11 protein-coding genes are annotated in these 15,858 nt (G+C 73.1%); 3 read left to right on the top strand and 8 right to left on the bottom strand.

The features are described from left to right. Positions 1–24: 24 nt before the first annotated feature. The 3 genes from AB9M23_RS18130 to gatB all read right to left on the bottom strand — a co-directional run bounded on the left by AB9M23_RS18130 (position 25) and on the right by gatB (position 3,487). The gene (locus tag AB9M23_RS18130; RefSeq protein WP_372425990.1) at positions 25–936 is read right to left on the bottom strand and encodes an alpha/beta fold hydrolase; all 912 of its coding nucleotides are present in this window, start codon (positions 934–936) and stop codon (positions 25–27) included. A 113-nt stretch (positions 937–1,049) separates the two neighbouring features. Continuing rightward, positions 1,050–2,018 (bottom strand): GNAT family N-acetyltransferase, encoded by a 969-nt coding sequence (locus AB9M23_RS18125; protein WP_372425989.1) that lies wholly within the window; start codon positions 2,016–2,018, stop codon positions 1,050–1,052. Further along, positions 2,015–3,487 carry an Asp-tRNA(Asn)/Glu-tRNA(Gln) amidotransferase subunit GatB gene (gene gatB, locus AB9M23_RS18120; protein WP_372425988.1) on the bottom strand — a complete coding sequence of 491 codons (1,473 nt, stop codon included), beginning with the start codon at positions 3,485–3,487 and terminating at the stop codon, positions 2,015–2,017. Before gatB ends, AB9M23_RS18125 begins: the two co-directional genes overlap by 4 nt. Before the next feature lie 158 nt (positions 3,488–3,645). Here gatB and AB9M23_RS18115 point away from each other — a divergent pair, with 158 nt between their 5' ends. After that, complete coding sequence (locus tag AB9M23_RS18115; RefSeq protein WP_372425987.1) at positions 3,646–4,110, top strand: hypothetical protein; 465 nt, start codon at positions 3,646–3,648, stop codon at positions 4,108–4,110. 50 nt (positions 4,111–4,160) lie between these two features. Here the strand turns inward: AB9M23_RS18115 and AB9M23_RS18110 are convergent, their stop codons facing one another. Beyond that, positions 4,161–5,636, bottom strand: coding sequence for a pyruvate kinase (locus AB9M23_RS18110; protein WP_372425986.1), 1,476 nt, complete (start codon positions 5,634–5,636; stop codon positions 4,161–4,163). A gap of 159 nt (positions 5,637–5,795) precedes the next feature. Here AB9M23_RS18110 and AB9M23_RS18105 point away from each other — a divergent pair, with 159 nt between their 5' ends. Beyond that, on the top strand, positions 5,796–6,260 hold the full coding sequence (locus AB9M23_RS18105) for a hypothetical protein (protein WP_372425985.1): 465 nt from the start codon (positions 5,796–5,798) through the stop codon (positions 6,258–6,260). Positions 6,261–6,267: 7 nt separating this feature from the next. On the opposite strand, the gene AB9M23_RS18100 is transcribed toward AB9M23_RS18105, so the two are convergent. The 4 genes from AB9M23_RS18100 to AB9M23_RS18085 form a co-directional block, all read right to left on the bottom strand. Further along, complete coding sequence (locus AB9M23_RS18100) at positions 6,268–8,478, bottom strand: TRAP transporter permease (protein WP_372425984.1); 2,211 nt, start codon at positions 8,476–8,478, stop codon at positions 6,268–6,270. 162 nt (positions 8,479–8,640) lie between these two features. Further along, positions 8,641–9,663 (bottom strand): TAXI family TRAP transporter solute-binding subunit, encoded by a 1,023-nt coding sequence (locus tag AB9M23_RS18095; protein ID WP_372425983.1) that lies wholly within the window; start codon positions 9,661–9,663, stop codon positions 8,641–8,643. Positions 9,664–9,809: 146 nt separating this feature from the next. Then, positions 9,810–12,746 carry an AsmA family protein gene (locus AB9M23_RS18090; protein ID WP_372425982.1) on the bottom strand — a complete coding sequence of 979 codons (2,937 nt, stop codon included), beginning with the start codon at positions 12,744–12,746 and terminating at the stop codon, positions 9,810–9,812. 69 nt (positions 12,747–12,815) lie between these two features. Continuing rightward, positions 12,816–15,191 carry a xanthine dehydrogenase family protein molybdopterin-binding subunit gene (locus tag AB9M23_RS18085; protein ID WP_372425981.1) on the bottom strand — a complete coding sequence of 792 codons (2,376 nt, stop codon included), beginning with the start codon at positions 15,189–15,191 and terminating at the stop codon, positions 12,816–12,818. A 197-nt stretch (positions 15,192–15,388) separates the two neighbouring features. On the opposite strand from AB9M23_RS18085, the gene AB9M23_RS18080 reads away from it, so the two are divergent. After that, entirely contained in the window at positions 15,389–15,643 is a 255-nt protein-coding gene (locus AB9M23_RS18080; protein ID WP_372425980.1) for an exodeoxyribonuclease VII small subunit, read from the top strand. Positions 15,644–15,858 lie beyond the last annotated feature (215 nt).

The raw sequence follows: 15,858 nt of genomic DNA, 5'->3' as shown, positions 1-15,858 counted from the left end.
GCGTAACAGGAACTGGACACTCCGTCAGCTAGCAGCAGCCCTTATGCCGGCGACGTCGCCGAGGAAGCGCTGGTAGGCGCCGAGGAACTCGTCGGGCTTCTCGAAATGCACCAGCGCGCCGGTGTCGAAAGCCGAGAACAGCCAGTTCCGGCGGGCGATCGCCCAATTCGCCTCCGAGAAGTCCTTGAAATCGCCCTTCGTGCCGTGGAGCACGTAGATGGGGAGCGTCAGGTCCTCGTAGAGGACACGCACGTCGCGGGCGAAGAGGCTCCCCGACAGGAAGGCGAACGGCGCGCGCTCGGCGCCGGGCTGGTGCGCCGTGCGCCAGTCGTAGGCGACGAGGTCTTCCGGCACGTCCTTGCGTCCGAAGGTGCGCTGGAGGAAGTAGCGAATCGAGCGCTCGGAGGTGAGCGCGCGGTAGAGCGGCCGGCCCCAGGGCGCGTTCAGGAAGGAGCGCATGCCGGGCACGCGCATCGGCGTCTCCGGGGCCTCGCGCTTGCGGTGCGAGCCCTTCGAGAAACCGGTCGGCGTCACGAAGGCGAGGCTCGCGAAGGCGTCCGGCACCTCGCGGGCGGCGCGGGCGAGGAACTCGCACGACAGCGACAGCGCGACCGCGTCGAAGGCCCGCGGCCCGTGCGCCTCGCGAATGACGTCCGCCATGTCGAGCACGGCGTTGGTGAAGAGCCGGATGTCGTAGGGGCGCGCCGATCGGTCCGAGAAGCCGTAGCCCGGCAGATCCACCGTGTAGACGCGCCGGTGCGTCGAGAGGCGCTCGTGGAGCGGGCGCATCTCGTAGGCGGAGGCGGCGGCGTTGATCGAGTGGATCAGGAGGACGGGCGGCCCCTCGCCGGCCACGTAGTAGGAGAGCCTGCCCGCGCGCCGGCGCGTCTCGCGGCGCTCGCCGGACACCGCCGGCCCGAGATCGATCGTGGTCACGGCTCTGGCCTCCTCGCGTGCGGCTCCGGTCGAGAGCATAGGCGCAACGCCATCGATTGGCGATGCCGGTATCGGGCGCAACGCGCGGGGGCCGTGCGCGGGTTCCGCGGACTCTACCCCAGCGCCTTCCCGTAGCCGTACTCGACCGACCCCGAGACGTCGTGAAGCACCCGCTCCGCGCCGAATCGGGAAAAGCCCATGTGCTCGTAGAGCCGGTGTGCCTTCGTGAAGCGGGTGTCCGTGTACAGGACGAGCCGGCGGGCACCGGCGGCGCGGGCGGCGTCCTCCACGAGGCGGATCAGCCACGCCCCGAGCCCGCGGCGGCGCTGGTCGGGGCGCACGTAGAGCTTGGTGAGCTCCGCCGTGCCGTCCGCCTCCGGCGCCGTCACACCACAGCAGGCGCGCACGCGGCCGGACCGATCCTCGATCACCCAGAACGTGGTCTTCGCCTGCGCGAGCCGCGTCGCGGGCCGGACGATCTCCGGGTAGTCGTCGTGCGGATCGACGTAGCAACCGGGATACTCGGCGAAGGCGAGCGTCAGGAGCCCGAAGAGGTCCTGCGCGTCGGCGTCCACGACCGCGCGTGCGATCGGGCGCTCCGGGCGGCGCATGATCACCGCCTCGAGATCGGCACGCCCGCCGCACCCCTGCGCCGGCCGGTCGAGCACGAAGCCTTCGCGCTCGTAGAAGCGGATCGCGCGGGTGTTGCGGGGCTCGACCTCGAGCCAGGCGGCGCGCTCGGCGAGCCGCGCCAGCGTCTCGTCGAGGAGGAGCCTGCCGAGCCCGCGCCCTTCCGTGCCGGGCGCGACGTAGAGCCGGCGCAGGCAGGCCTCCTCGCCCTCGTCGACATGCGCCAGCGACGAGCCCAGCACGCCGCCGTCCGCCCCCTCGGCCATCAGGAAGACCGTTCCCGGCCGATCCACCTGCCGGGAGAGCGCGGGAAGCGCATGCCAGCGGTCGGTGATCTCCGTCACCTTGGCGGCGCCGTGGAGCGCGTCGTAGGTCGCGTGCCAGCTCGCGACGAGCGCCGCGCGCACCGCCGCGAGATCGTCGGGGCCGACGGGGCGGATGCGCGGGGTCATTCCACCCCGAGCTTCTGCTTGACGAGGGCGTTCACCGCCTGGGGGTTCGCCTTGCCGCCGGTCGTCTTCATCACCTGGCCGACGAACCAGCCGGCGAGCGAGGGCTTCGCCTTGGCCTGCTCGACCTTGTCGGGGTTCGCCGCGATCACCGCGTCCACCGCCGCCTCGATGGCGCCGGTGTCGGTGACCTGCTTCATGCCGCGCTCCTCGACGAGCCGCCGGGGCGAGCCGCCCTCGGCCCAGACGATCTCGAACAGGTCCTTGGCGATCTTGCCGGAGATGGTTCCGTCGGCGATGAGGTCGACGATCTCGCCGAGCTGGTCGGCGGAGACGGGCGAGGCGGCGATGTCGAGCCCCTCCTTGTTGAGGCGCCCGAACAGCTCGTTGATGACCCAGTTCGCGGCGGCCTTGCCGTCGCGGCCCTTCGCCACCGCCTCGAAATAGTCCGCCTGCTCGCGATCGGCGACGAGCACGCCGGCATCGTAGGGGGAGAGGCCGTAGTCGGCGACGAAGCGCGCCTTCTTCTCGTCGGGCAGCTCCGGCAGGCCGGTGGCGAGGCCGTCGACGAAGTCCTGCTCGAGCTCGAGCGGCAGGAGGTCGGGATCGGGGAAGTAGCGATAGTCGTGCGCCTCCTCCTTGGAGCGCATCGAGCGCGTCTCGCCCTTGGCCGGGTCGAACAGGCGCGTCTCCTGGTCGATCCTGCCGCCGTCCTCGAGGATGCCGATCTGCCGGCGGGCCTCGTACTCGATCGCCTGGCCGATGAAGCGGATCGAGTTGACGTTCTTGATCTCGCAGCGCGTGCCGAGCGGCTCGCCGGGGCGGCGCACGGAGACGTTCACGTCCGCGCGCAGGTTGCCTTTCTCCATGTCGCCGTCGCAGGTGCCGAGATAGCGCAGGATGGTGCGCAGCTTCGTCACGTAGGCCTTGGCCTCCTCGGACGTGCGCATGTCCGGCTTCGAGACGATCTCCATCAGCGCCACGCCGGAGCGGTTGAGGTCGACGTAGGACATGGTGGGGTGCAGGTCGTGAATCGACTTGCCCGCGTCCTGCTCGAGGTGCAGCCGCTCGATGCCCACCGTGAAGGACGGCCCGTCGAGCATGTCTACCACGACCTCGCCCTCGCCGACGATCGGGTGCTGGTACTGCGAGATCTGGTAGCCCTGCGGCAGGTCCGGGTAGAAGTAGTTCTTTCGGTCGAATATGGAGCGCAGGTTGATCCGCGCCTTGAGCCCGAGGCCGGTGCGCACCGCCTGGCGGACGCATTCGAGATTGATCACGGGCAGCATGCCCGGCATCGCCGCGTCGACGAGCGAGACGTGCGAGTTCGGCGCCGCACCGAAGCCCGTCGAGGCGCCGGAGAACAGCTTCGCCTGGGAATTCACCTGGGCGTGGATCTCCATGCCGACGACGACCTCCCAGTCGCCGGTGGCGCCCTTGATGAGCTTCTTGGGATCGACAGGGGCGTTCATCGGCTCGTCCGTCCTCGTGTGCGCGGTCTCGACGGTTAGCGCTCTCTCGCGCGCGCTTCAAGTCGCATGCCGCCGCGAAGCGCCCGACGCGACGGAAACCCGCGGCCCCGCCGGGCGTTGAGGCCGGATCACGCCGCTCGAGCCGAAAGGAGGCCACGATGGCGACGAACGATGGACGCGACCCCGCCGATCCGCGCACGCCCCATACCGGGACCGACCGCGTGGTCGATCCATTGCCGGCGACCGCGCCGACGGACCCGTTCGGCACGCGCCCCGGCGAGATCCGCCCCGGCGAGACCACCCGCGGCGCCGGCCCGGACCCGCGCCCGGCCGATCCCGTCGACCCGGTGGCGGCGCGCACCGACGCGACGCGCTTTCCGGGGCACGCGGCGAGGGACGACCGCATGGCGCGGCCCGCACGGCGCTCGGGGATGGGGATGGCCTGGGTGATCGGCGCGATCGTGGTGATCGGCGCGATCCTGGCCTTCTTCCTGATGGACGGCTACACCGCGACCGACGTGCCGGTGACCGGCGCCATCGAGGAGCCGGCCCCGGCGCCGGTGCCGATCGACCCGCAGGCCGACACGCCGGTGCTGCCGGCCGAGCCCATCGAGCCGCAGTGACGTCGCAGAGGTGAAGTCGAGCGGGCGGCGCTCCGCGCGGGGCGCCGCCCTCACCACGTGCGAAGCGCCCGCAGCGTCGGGGTCTTCTTCGACTGATGCTCGCCCATGCGCCGGAACAGGCCGTCGAGTGCATCGACGGCGGCTTCGACGTTCGGGCCCTTGTTGAGCATCACGCATTCGGCGCGCGCCGCCATGGCCGCGTCCGTCATCTCGCCCCGCGAGGGCAGGCCGGACTTGACGAGGCGCTCGAGCACCTGAGTCGCCCAGATCACCGGCACGTGCGCGGCTTCCGCGAGCCAGAGCAGCTCCTCCTGCATCTCCGCCAATCGCGCGAAGCCGATCTCCACTGCGAGATCGCCGCGGGCGATCATCACCGCGAAGGGCTGCCGCCCCGCCGCCGCCACCATGATCTCCGGCAGGTTGCGCACGGCGACGGGCGTCTCGATCTTGGCGACGAGGCCGATCTCGCGCCAGCGGGACGTGCGCGCGGCGAGTTCCGCCTGCAGGCGCCGGATGTCGCCCGCTGTCTGCACGAAGGAATAGCCGACGAGGTCGGCCTCCCGCGCCACCACGTCGAGGTCGGCGCGGTCCTTGTCGGTGAGCGGGTCGAGGGCGAGCGCCGTCTCGGGGAAGTTCAGCCCCTTCTCGGGCTTCAGCCGGGCGCCCCCGAGCTTCGCCTGGTCTATCGCGACGACGAGCCCGTCGTGCGCCCGGGCGACGACGCGGCCGGAGAAGCGCCCGTCGTCGACGGCGACCCGCGCGCCCACGCCGACGGCGTCGAGCACCTCGGGCGCCGTGCAGGTGGCCTGGAAGGGGAAGGACTGCGCGAAGCCCGGGGCGAGGGTCCTGGCCAGAAGCAGCCGGTCGCCGACACCGATGCGCGCGCGCTCGTCGGGCGCGAGCACGGCGCCGGTGCGGATCTTCGGGCCGGCGATGTCCATGAGGATGCGCAGCCGCCGTCCGGTCTCGCGCTCGGCGGCGCGGGCGTGCGCGATCATGGCGCGCCAAGCCTCGGGGTCGTCGTGCGCGCAGTTGATCCGCAGCGCGTCGGCGCCGGCGCGCGCCAGGCCCGCGACGAGCGCGGGATCGTCCGCCGCCTCGCTCGGCAGCGTCACCAGGATGCGCCCCTGCCGTTCCGGCCGCGCGGGCCCGAACAGGCGCTCCGTCGCGGCGCGCAGGCGGGTCTCGCCGCGGAAGAACTGCCGCTGCGACGGCGCATGCCGGCACGTCTCCTCGCCCGCCAGCGCCGCGAGCGCGACGGTGGCGGCGTCGAGCGTGGCGAGCACGCGGCCTTCCAGCCGCCCGAGCGAGGACAGGCCCCGCAGCATCAGCGCGCGCTGGAGCGCGCGGTGATCGCGCCGGCGAAGCGCGAGGTAATGGGCGAGGTTGAGCGCGCCGACGGCGAAGGGCGTGCGGTCGACGTCCGCGCGGAAGGCCTCCCACCGCCGCCGCCCGTCCCGCGAGACCTCGTCGCGCAGCGCCTCCATCTCCGCCAGGAGGGCCGGCGTCTCCTCGTCACCGCGCATTCCGTACTCCCTTCGGCCGTCGCGACGGCCATCCCGCCGCGGGTAACGGACGACCACGACAGGACGATGTCGCGACCGCATGCCGCTGTTGCCGCGGACGTGGGGCGAGCGACATCCATCTCGCGCCGGCTGGATCCGGCACCGAGAGAGGAGCGAGGCATGAGAGGAGTTTCGTCGCGCATCGGGATCGCCGCGATGCTGGCCGTGTGGCTGCCGTCCGGCGCGGCCATCGGCCAAGCGCCGGGCGTGGACGGGTGGACCTTCAACCCGCGGGCGCTGAGCGCCAGCGTCAGCCCTGCGCGCGGCCAGGCGCTGACGGTGGCCTGCGACGTCGACGCGCTGCGCATCTACATGCTCTCGGCGCTGGTGCCCGGCGCGGAGGCCGAGCCGGAGGTCACCGCGCGCTTCGAGGCGGGCGCGCAGGCGACCGAGATGCCGATGCGCTGGAACGGCACCTTCTTCGCCAGCGTGGAGCGGATTTCGAAGCGCACGCCGCTGGTCGCGGCGATGGCCGCGGCACAGACGATGTCGGTGTCGGTGACGATCGACGGCGCCGATGCCGGCACGTTCCCGCTCGCGGGCGCGGGCCCCGCGCTGCGCGGCCTCGTCGCCGGCTGCGGTTGAGCCCGCGTCAGGCGCCGGCCGGCACGGGCCGGCGCCGCCTGCGGTCTTCCCGCACGTTCCAGACGAAGATCGCGATCACGCCCACGGCGCCGAGCGTCTCGACGATCGTGTTGTTCGGCCAGATCAGCGCCACGCCCGCCGCGAAGAGGAGGATGCGCAGAGGCCAGTTCAGCGGCGCCTCCATGTGGCCCTCGATCGCCGCGCCGAGCGCGTAGACGCCCACCGTCGCGATGACGAAGATGTGCAGCACCTCGAGCGGCGGGCCGCCGAGGAATTGCGTGTAGGCGAACAGGATGGGCATCAGGTAGAGGCCCTTGGCCACCTTCCACGACACGAGGCCCGTCGCCATCGGCGGCGTCTTGGCGATCGCCGCCGCCGCGAAGGCCGTGAGGCAGACCGGCGGCGTCACGTTCGAATCCTGGCTGAGCCAGAAGATGATCATGTGTGCCGAGAGCAGCGCCAGCTTCACCGTGACCGGGTCGAGCACCTGCGGATAGACGAGGCTGAGCACCTCAGGCGGCATCGCCCCGATGAACGCGACCGCCGCCTCGCGGGTCATCGGCGCGGCGAGCGTGGTCAGCGCGGTGGGGTCCGCGAGCATGAGCGTCATGCGCGCGGCTTCGGGCACGCCGCCGTCCACCAGCACGTCGATCAGCGCGTTGTTCTGGATGAGCGCGTGCAGCGCCGGCGCCGACAGGGTCGCGAGGACGATGTAGGACGCCGTCACCGGCAGGCCCATGCCGAGCACGAGCGAGGCGAGCGCGATCAGCGCGAGCGCGATGATCAGGCTGTTGCCGGCCCATTGGTTGATCATCAGCGAGAAGGTGTTGCCCACGCCCGTCATGGCGATGACGTTGATGACGAGCCCGACCGCGACGAGCAGCACGGCCGTCATGATCATGTTCTGCGCGCCGAGCGCCAGCGCGTCGAGGATCGCCTTCGGTCCCATGCGCTTGGGCGTCAGCCAGGAGGCCGCGATGCAGGCGAGGATCGCGAAGCCCGCGGCGTAGACCGGCGTGTAGCCGGCGATGAGCAGTCCGATCAGCACCGCGACCGGTATCAGGAAGGTCGGCCCGCCCTTCTTCAGCACCGCCCAGGCCGACGGCGCGTCCGGGTCGTTGGTGACGAGGTTCAGCTTCTTCGCCTCGATGCGCACGAAGAAGGCGACCGAGAGGAAGTACACCAGCGCCGGCGCGAGGCTCACCGCCGCGATCTCGAGATAGGAGATCTGCGTATAGGTCGCCATGACGAAGGCGCCCGCGCCCATGATGGGCGGCATCAGGCCACCGCCGGTGGAGGCCGCCGCCTCGACGCCGGCCGCGAACTTGGGCGGAAAGCCCGCGCGCTTCATCAGTGGGATGGTGATGACGCCGGTCGAGACGGTGTTCGCCACCGCCGAGCCGGAGATCGTGCCGGTGAGCCCGGAGGACATCACCGCGACGAAGCCCGGCCCGCCGACGAAGCGCCCGGCCACCGCGCGGGCGAGGTCGATGATGAATTCGCCCGCCCCCGAGCGCACGAGGAAGGCGCCGAACAGGATGAACAGGAAGACGAAGGTCGCCGAGATCAGCGCGATCGAGCCGAACATGCCCTCGTCGGAGAAGATCGAGCGGAACAGCAGCGTCTCGAGCGAAAGGCCCGCGAAGCGGAATACGCCCGGCGCCGAGGGTCCCCACCAGACCACGTAGGTGAGCGCGACGAGGATCAGCACGGGGATGATGAAGCCGGTCGCGCGCCGCGTCAGGTCGATCGCGCCGGCGATGACGATGAAGGCGAGCACCACGTCGAGCGTGGAGAGCCGCACGCCGCGGGCGTATATCGCGTCCTGGTTGGAGATCAGCCAGAGCGTGGAGATCGCCACGACGAGACCGAAGGCGACGTCGAAGGCGAGCATCGCGCGATTGGCGGCGGGGGTCCGCGTGCGCGCGAACGGGTATCGCAGGGCGCACAGGAAGGCGAAGCCGGCGAAGTGGATCGCGGTCAGCCAGACCTGGTTGAAGGTCCCGATCGTGTTGGCCCAGATATGGTAGAGCGCGAGCGCGATGCCGACCGCCCAGGCGACCCGGCCGACGAGCGTCCCCTCGAAGGAGCGCACGTGCGCCTCGACCTCGCCCTCGACGTCCTCGGCCTGCGCGCGCCCGCCCGCCGCGACGGGCTTGCCCCGCGTCCGGTCGTCTGCGGCCGGATCGAGGCGTGGCGCGGGCGCGTCGTCGGTCATGGGGAGGGGTCTCTCACTGTCGCGGCGTCGCGCGCCGCGCACCGCCGCACGAGCCCGGCCGGCGCAACCGGTATTCTCTCGTCGAGCACACCCGCGCGTGAAGGCGGGTGCGCCGGCGCGTGCCGGAGGGCGGCGCGCGCCGCCCTCCGGCCTCGGCCCGGATCAGGGACGCAGGCGATCCGGGATCGTCAGGCCGGCTTCCTCGTAGTAGCGCAGCGCGCCCGGATGCAGCGGCAGCGGCAGGCCGGCCAGCGCATTGTCGAGGCTCATCTCGTTGGTGGCGGGGTGGATCGCCTGCAGGAAGGGCAGGTTCTCGTAGATCGCCTTGGTGATGAGGTAGATCGTCTCCTCGGGAACGTCCGCGTTCACCGCGAGGAAGTTCGGCTGCCCGATCGTGACGATGTCGTCCGTCTGGCCCGGATAGGTGCCCGCCGCGATCGGGTAGGCAACCCACAGGTCCTCGAACTCGCCGTTCGCCTGCGCGATCTGCTCGTCGCTGAAGCCGAGCAGGCGCACGCCGTCGCCCATCGCTGCGAAGCTGCGGGTGACCGCGGACACGGGGACGCCGGCGGGCATCGAGGCCGCCACGATCTGGTTGTTCTGCAGTGCGTCCGCGGACGGGTTGTAGCCCATGTAGGCGAGCTCGAACTCCGACAGCGGCATGCCGAGGTTCGACATGATCACCTCGTTGGAGCCGAGCGTGCCCGAGTTCTGCAGGCCCATCGACACGGCCATGCCCTTGGCGTTCTCCATGTCCGCGATCGTGCCCGTGGGCGCGAGATCGGCGCGCAGCACGAAGTGCTCGACGTTGGGCCACAGCTGCGCGATCGAGCGCAGGTTCTCCTGCGGACCGGCATCGGCGAGGTCACCGGTCCCGTTCGCCGCATAGGCGCCGAAGAGGCCCTGGAGAATCGCGAACTGAGCCTCGTTGTCGCGCAGCAGGCGGATGTTCTCCCCCGAGCCGGCGGAATTGATCGCCGACATGTTGATGCCCTCCTGGTTCTGGAGGCGCACCTTGACGAGGGTGGCGATGGCGACGCCGACGGGGTAGTACGTACCGCCGGTCGAGGCGGTGGCGAGCAGGTAGTCCTGGCTCTCCTGCGCGGACGCCGCGTGGGGCGCCAGAGCGAGCATGGTGCCGGCCATGGCGGCGGCGAGGAACGAACGCTTGGTCGTGTCGGCCATGAAATCCTCCCTGTCGCGCGGCGGTGCCGCGTTTCGACGTATTTAGAATGGCCCCGCGCCCCGGGGTCAACCGTGCCGCATCCGGGAAGAGCCGGATCTCGGCCGTTTCTCGGTCGAGCCGGGTTGCCGACGCGGCATGCCCGGGTTCAACGGTTGTTCAAGAGCAGATCCATGAGCCCACGCGCCGCCTCCACCGCCGGGTCGCGGGGTGGCGGCGGCGCCGCGGGCGAGTCCACACCGGGCGTCGCGGCGGGCGGCGGCGGCACGGGCGCCTGCGGCACGCCGAGGAGGCGCTCGAGCCCGCGCGCGGCCTCCGTGCCGACGGCCCGTTCCAGCGCCTCGCCCGCGGAGCGCGCGTCGCCCCCCGGAATGGCGACCCCCGGAAGATCGATGCCCGGGAGATCGATCCCGAAGACGCCCGTGCCGAGCTCGCGCAGCCGCGCATAGGCCCCGACCGGATCCTGCAGCACGCCGGCGATGTCGGGGTAGATTCGCGGACGCGCCCACGGCCCCTCGATCCGCACGGGCGCGCCGAAGCCCACGAGCCGCACGCCCTCGCCCCGCCTCTGCTCGAGCGCGACGCGCGGCTCCACCGTGAAGGCGAGGCGCTGGGCCGGCAGGTCGATCGCGCCCGTCCCGCTCATGTCGACGAGCGGGCCGACGAGCCGCAGGTCGTCGGTGCGCGCCGTGCCCTGCGCGATGGTGAAGCCCGCCTCGAAGGCGAAGAGTTCCGTGCGCGCGCCCTCCGCCAGGCGCCAGCCGTCGACGATGCCCGTCGCGAGGAGCCGCGCCAGCGCGGTCACGTCGACGCCGCGAATCGCCCCGTCTCGGAAGGCGAAGCCGGCGCTGCCCGAGAGGCTCTCCATCAGCGTGCGTTGCGTGACGAGCCGCCCGGAGACGTCGAGCCGCACGCCACCGCGCCCCTCCAGACGCTCGAACCCGGCGGCGTCGGTCAGGAACGGGCGCACGTCGAGGTCGGCGAAGGCGAATCGTGCCCCGAGCCGCGGCGCGGCCGGGTCGGCGTCGACCTCGACGCGGCCGTTGCCGCCCCCGCCATAGAGAGCGATCTCCTGCAGGTCCGCGGCGAGCGACCCGTTCTCGAGACGAGCCGAGAGCGCGACGCGGCCGGTCTCGATGCCCCGGAAGACGAGGGCGCCCAGCGAGAGGTCGAGGATGGCGTCGAGCGCCCGCAGCGCGGAGAGGTCGACCGGCGCCTCGCTCCAACCGCCGCCGTCGCCGGTGCCGCTCGGGGCCGCGGAGAGGCCGAAGTAGGGGTTGAGGTCGAGCCGGTCGAGCGCGAGCCGCGCCTCGAGCCGTGGTCGCGCGCCGCCGACGAGCAGGCGCGCCGTGCCGGTGCCGCTCGCGCCGTCGAGCGACAGCCGCGCGTCGTCGACCGCGATGGCGCCCGGGGCGACGTCGACACGCCCCGCGATGGCGAAGGGTCCGAGCCCGCCGGGCGTCGTCGGCGCCCGGCCGAGCCAGGCGAGGAGGTCGCGCAGGGAGCCGGTGCGCAGAGACGCTTCGCCGGCGGTCGCGCCCCCCGGCGCCAGCGTGCCGCGATAGCCGACCTCGAACCGGGGCGCGGAGAGCGCGAGGTCGAGGGGCGCCGCGCGGCCCTCGACGAGGGCGCGCAGGTCGAGCGAGCCGTCGAGCCCGATCCGCTCGCCGCGCCAGACGGCGTCCCCCGAGATCCCGACCGGCCGCGTCAGGTCCGGAAGCTCGACGGCGAGCGTCATCTGCGACAACCGCGTCGCCTCCGCCCCCGGCGCCACGGCGGCGAGGGCGGGCACCCGCGCCTCGCCCTGCGCGAGCGCGATGCGCCCGGCGGCGTTGAGGCTCGCGCGCAGCGCCCGCGGCGTCTCCCCGGCCAGCGCGAAGCGCAGGTCGGCGGCGACGAGGCCCGCGAGCGCGGGCGCGTCCGCAGCACCGAGGCTCGGGGCGAGGGCGGCCCCGAGCACGGAAGCGTCGAGGTCGCGCGCGGCGAGGCTGCCGGAGACGCGCGCCCGCGCCCCGTCGCGGCCGATCCGCACCTCGCCCGACAGCCTGCCGGCGGCGAAGCCCGCCTCGTCGACGACGAGGCTCGCCGCCTCGTCCTCGAACTGGATCTGGAGGCGGGCCGGCGCGATCTCGCGGCCGGCGACGCGCAGGCGCTCGAGCGCCAGCTCGACGTCGCCGACGACGACGCCGAGCGGGGAGAGATCGATCGCCCGCGGCCCCGCGCCCCCGTCGCCCGCGGGGAGGAGCGCGTCGAGATCGAGGAGCAGGCCGGCGAGGCGCAGGTCGATCGCCGGCGCCGTACCGCCGAGCACGATGTCCGCCGCGCCCGCGAGCCGGCTCTCGCCGCTTTCGAGGACGAGGTCGCGCAGCACGAGACGGGGGCTCGAGAAGGCCGCCCGCGCCTCTCCCGCGAGCCGCGCCGGCAGCAGGCCCGGCGCCTCGAGCCCCAGCGCGATCGCCGCGTCCTCGCCGGCGAGCAGGGCTGCGGGCGAATCGACGCGCGCGTCGAGGGCGAAGGTGCGCCCGTCGAGCCTCCCCGTCGCCTCGAGCGTCGTCTCCCGGGCGGGGTCGGGCATGGCGAGGACGAGGGAGAGGTCGTCGAGCCGGCTCTCGCCGGCGGCCCCGCGCAGGACGAGGAGGCCGTCGGTCACGGTCAGCCGGTCGATCGCCACGCCCGCGAGCGCGCCCGAGTCGGCCTCCGGCGCGTCGCTCTCCGGCGCCTGCCCGATGCCGCGCACGATCCGCACGACCGGGCGCTCCAGCGCGATCTCGGTCAGCCGGACGGAGCCCGACAGCAGCGGCGCCAGCGCGAGCCCGAAGGCGGCGCGCTCGACGTCGGCGGCGAGCGCGTCGTGCGCGTCCGCCGCGCTCTCGATGCGCAGCCGCTCGGCGGTGAGCGCGATCTCCGGGAAGACGCCGAGCGACACCGGCCCGTCGAAGGCGACGCGCCAGCCGGTGCGCGCCTCGATCTCGGCGGCGATGCGCGCGCGCACCGTCTCCGCCGGCACGACGAGCGGCACGAGCGCCAGCGCGCCCACGCCGAGCGCCAGCAGCACCGCCGCACCGATCACCAACCGCCGCAGCATCGCGCCCCTCGTCCGCCGACCGTTCCCGCTTCGTGCGCGACTGTAGCCGATTCGCGGGCGGGTGGCGCGTCAGGCGGCGGCGCCCCGCGTGCCCTTCTCGGCGGCCCGCAGCGCGCGCCACACGGCCTGCGGCGTCGCCGGCATGTCGATGTGGCGGATGCCGCGGGGCCGCAGCGCGTCGACGACGGCGTTCATCACCGCCGGCAGCGCGCCGGCGCAGCCGGCCTCTCCGCAGCCCTTGACGCCGAGCGGGTTCGTGGTCGCGGGGAATTCCAGGTTCTCCACCGCGAGGAACGGCGCGTCGTCCGCCCGCGGCAGGCCGTAATCCATGAAGGAGCCCGCGAGCGGCTGTCCGTCCGCGTCGAAGACGACGCGCTCCATCAGCGCCTGGCCGATCCCCTGCACCACGCCGCCGTGGAGTTGCCCCTCGACGAGGAGCGGGTTGACCACGACGCCGAAGTCGTTCGCCGCCGTGTAGCGCACCACGCGCGCGACGCCCGTCTCCGGGTCGATCTCCACCTCGGCCACGTGGCAGCCGTTCGGGTAGGCCGACGGCGAGGCCTCGTGGACGTGCGTGACGTCGAGCGTGCGCGGCACGTCGTCCGGCAGCGCGGCGACGAAGCCCTCGTCGCGCAGCCGCGCGGCGAGCTCCATCACGCCGATCGACCGGTCCGTGCCGGCGATGGCGAAGCGGCCGTCCTCGAAGACGATGTCGACCGTCGCCGCCTCGAGCGCGTGCGCGGCGAGCGGACGGCCGGCCTCGACGACGCGCGCGACAGCGCCCACGATGGCGGCGCCGGAGGCCATGATCGACTTCGAGCCGCCGGTGCCGCCGCCGGCCACGAGACGGTCGCTGTCGCCCTGGTCGAGCCGGATCGACGCGAAGGGGACGCCGAGGCGCTGCGAGAGCACCTGCGCGAAGGCGGTGGCGTGCCCCTGGCCGTAGTCGAGCGTGCCGGTGAGCAGCGTCACCGTGCCGTCCTTCTCGAAGCGCAGGCCGCCCATCTCCGAGGTGACGACGGCGGTGACCTCGCAATATTGCCCGATGCCGAGCCCGCGCAGCAGACCGCGCGCGGCGCTCTCGGCCCGGCGCGCGGGAAAGCCCGCGAGGTCCGCGGCGGCGAGCGCGGCGTCGAGGATGGCCGGGAAGTCGCCGCTGTCGTAGCGGGTGCCGGCGGCGGTCTCGAACGGGATCGCGTCCGGTGCGACGTGGTTGCGGCGGCGCAGCTCGACGGGATCGATCCCCATCTCGGCGGCGGCCGTGTCGACGAGGCGCTCCATCAGGTAGTTGCCGTCCGGCCGCCCGGCGCCGCGATAGGGGCCGACAGGCGTCGTGGTGGTGTAGGCGCAGGCGATTCGCGCGTGCACCACGGGCGTGCGGTACACCGAGACGGCGTTCTTGGGGATGTTGATCGTCGAGAACAGCGGCGCCACCGGATTGAGCCAGGCGCCGAGATCGGCGACGCCCTCGATGCGCAGCGCCAGGAATCGTCCCTCGGCGTCCAGCGCCAGCGCCCCGTCGAGCACGAGCGCGCGGCCGTGGTGGTCCGAGAGGAAGCTCTCCGAGCGGGTGTCGACCCAGCGCACGGGGCGCGCGAGCGCCCTCGCCGCGTGGAGCAGCGCCACGTATTCCGGGTAGACGGCGGACTTCATGCCGAACGAGCCGCCGACCTGGCCGGTGAGCACGCGGATGCGCTCCGGCGCGACGCCCATCGCCTTGGCCAGCAGCCCGCGCATGGGGAACACGCCCTGGCTGCCGAGCCGCAGGGTGAAGCGATCCTCGGCGGCGTCGAACGAGGCGATCGCCGCGCGCGGCTCGAGCGGGCTCGGCACGACCCGGTTCGAGGCAACGCTCAGCCGGGTGACGTGCGCCGCGCGGGCGAAGGCGGCCTCGCAGGCGGCGGCGTCGCCGAAGGCCCAGTCGACGGCGCGGTTGCCGGGCACCTCGTCCCAGATCGCCGGCGCGCCGGGGGCGAGCGCCTCGCGCGGGTCGGCGACGGCGGGGAGCGCCTCGACGTCGGGCATCACCGCCTCCGCGCCGTCGCGGGCGGCGGCGGCCGTCTCGGCGACGACGAGGGCGATGGGGTCGCCGACGCAGCGCACCTTGCCCGTGGCGAGGGCGGGGCGGGCGGGGACGACCATCGCCGAGCCGTCGGCGTTCTTCAGCGTCGCGGCGATGCCCGCGGGGAGCGTGCCGGTCCGAGCGAGATCCTGCGCCGTGTAGACGGCGACCACGCCCGGCACGTCGCGGGCGGCCGCGACGTCGACCCCGCGCAGGACGCCGTGGGCGACGCTGGAGCGCACGACGACCGCATGGAGCGCACCCTCCATTTCGATGTCGTCCGTATAGCGGCCCTCGCCGCGCAGGAGCATCGGGTCCTCGGTGCGCGGCACCGGCTGCCCCACGCCGAACTTGGTCGTCGCCAGAGGATTGCTCTCGTCCATGCCCGCCCGTCACCCTCGCACGCTCGCATCGGATCGGAGGCTAGGGCGCCGGTGCGACGGGGGGAAGACCGCCGGACGGCATGCCGCGCGGCGGGGCCATGCGCGGACGGCGCGGGCGGTGTGGAAACTTGCCAGGCCGTGCGCCCACGGGCTATGCCTCCACCTCCGGCGACGACAGGACGGAACCGAGCAGCCTCATGGCAGAGCACAGCCCCACCGACATCGCGCAGATGCCCTTCGAAGCCGCGCTCGCGGAGCTCGAGGAGATCGTGCGCAAGCTCGAGCAGGGCTCCGTGCCGCTCGAGGAGTCGATCCGTGTCTACGAGCGCGGCGAGGCGCTCAAGAAGCACTGCGAGACGCTGCTGAAGAGCGCGGAGGCGCGGATCGAGAAGATCGGCCTCGGCTCGGACGGGACCGCGCGCGGCACCGGCCCCCTCGACGTGGAGCCCTGAGTCTCGCGCCGCGCGCGGAACCCCCGCGGCTTTCGGCCCTTGATCGTATACGTTGGAGCATGCACGTCGGCGCTTTGACGGACCGGCCCCCGCGACCCATATCAGCGTCTCCCTCCAGAGGTTTCGAGCGTTCCATGCCCGCAGACACCCCCCTCCTCGACACGATCCGCGACCCGTCCGACCTGCGCGGGCTGTCCGATGCCGATCTGCGGCGT

The sequence above is a fragment of the Salinarimonas chemoclinalis genome (assembly GCF_041514305.1).
GTDB lineage: Bacteria > Pseudomonadota > Alphaproteobacteria > Rhizobiales > Beijerinckiaceae > Salinarimonas > Salinarimonas chemoclinalis.
The sequence above is the reverse complement of the archived record's forward strand: the minus strand, read 5'-3'. Positions and strand labels throughout refer to the sequence as shown.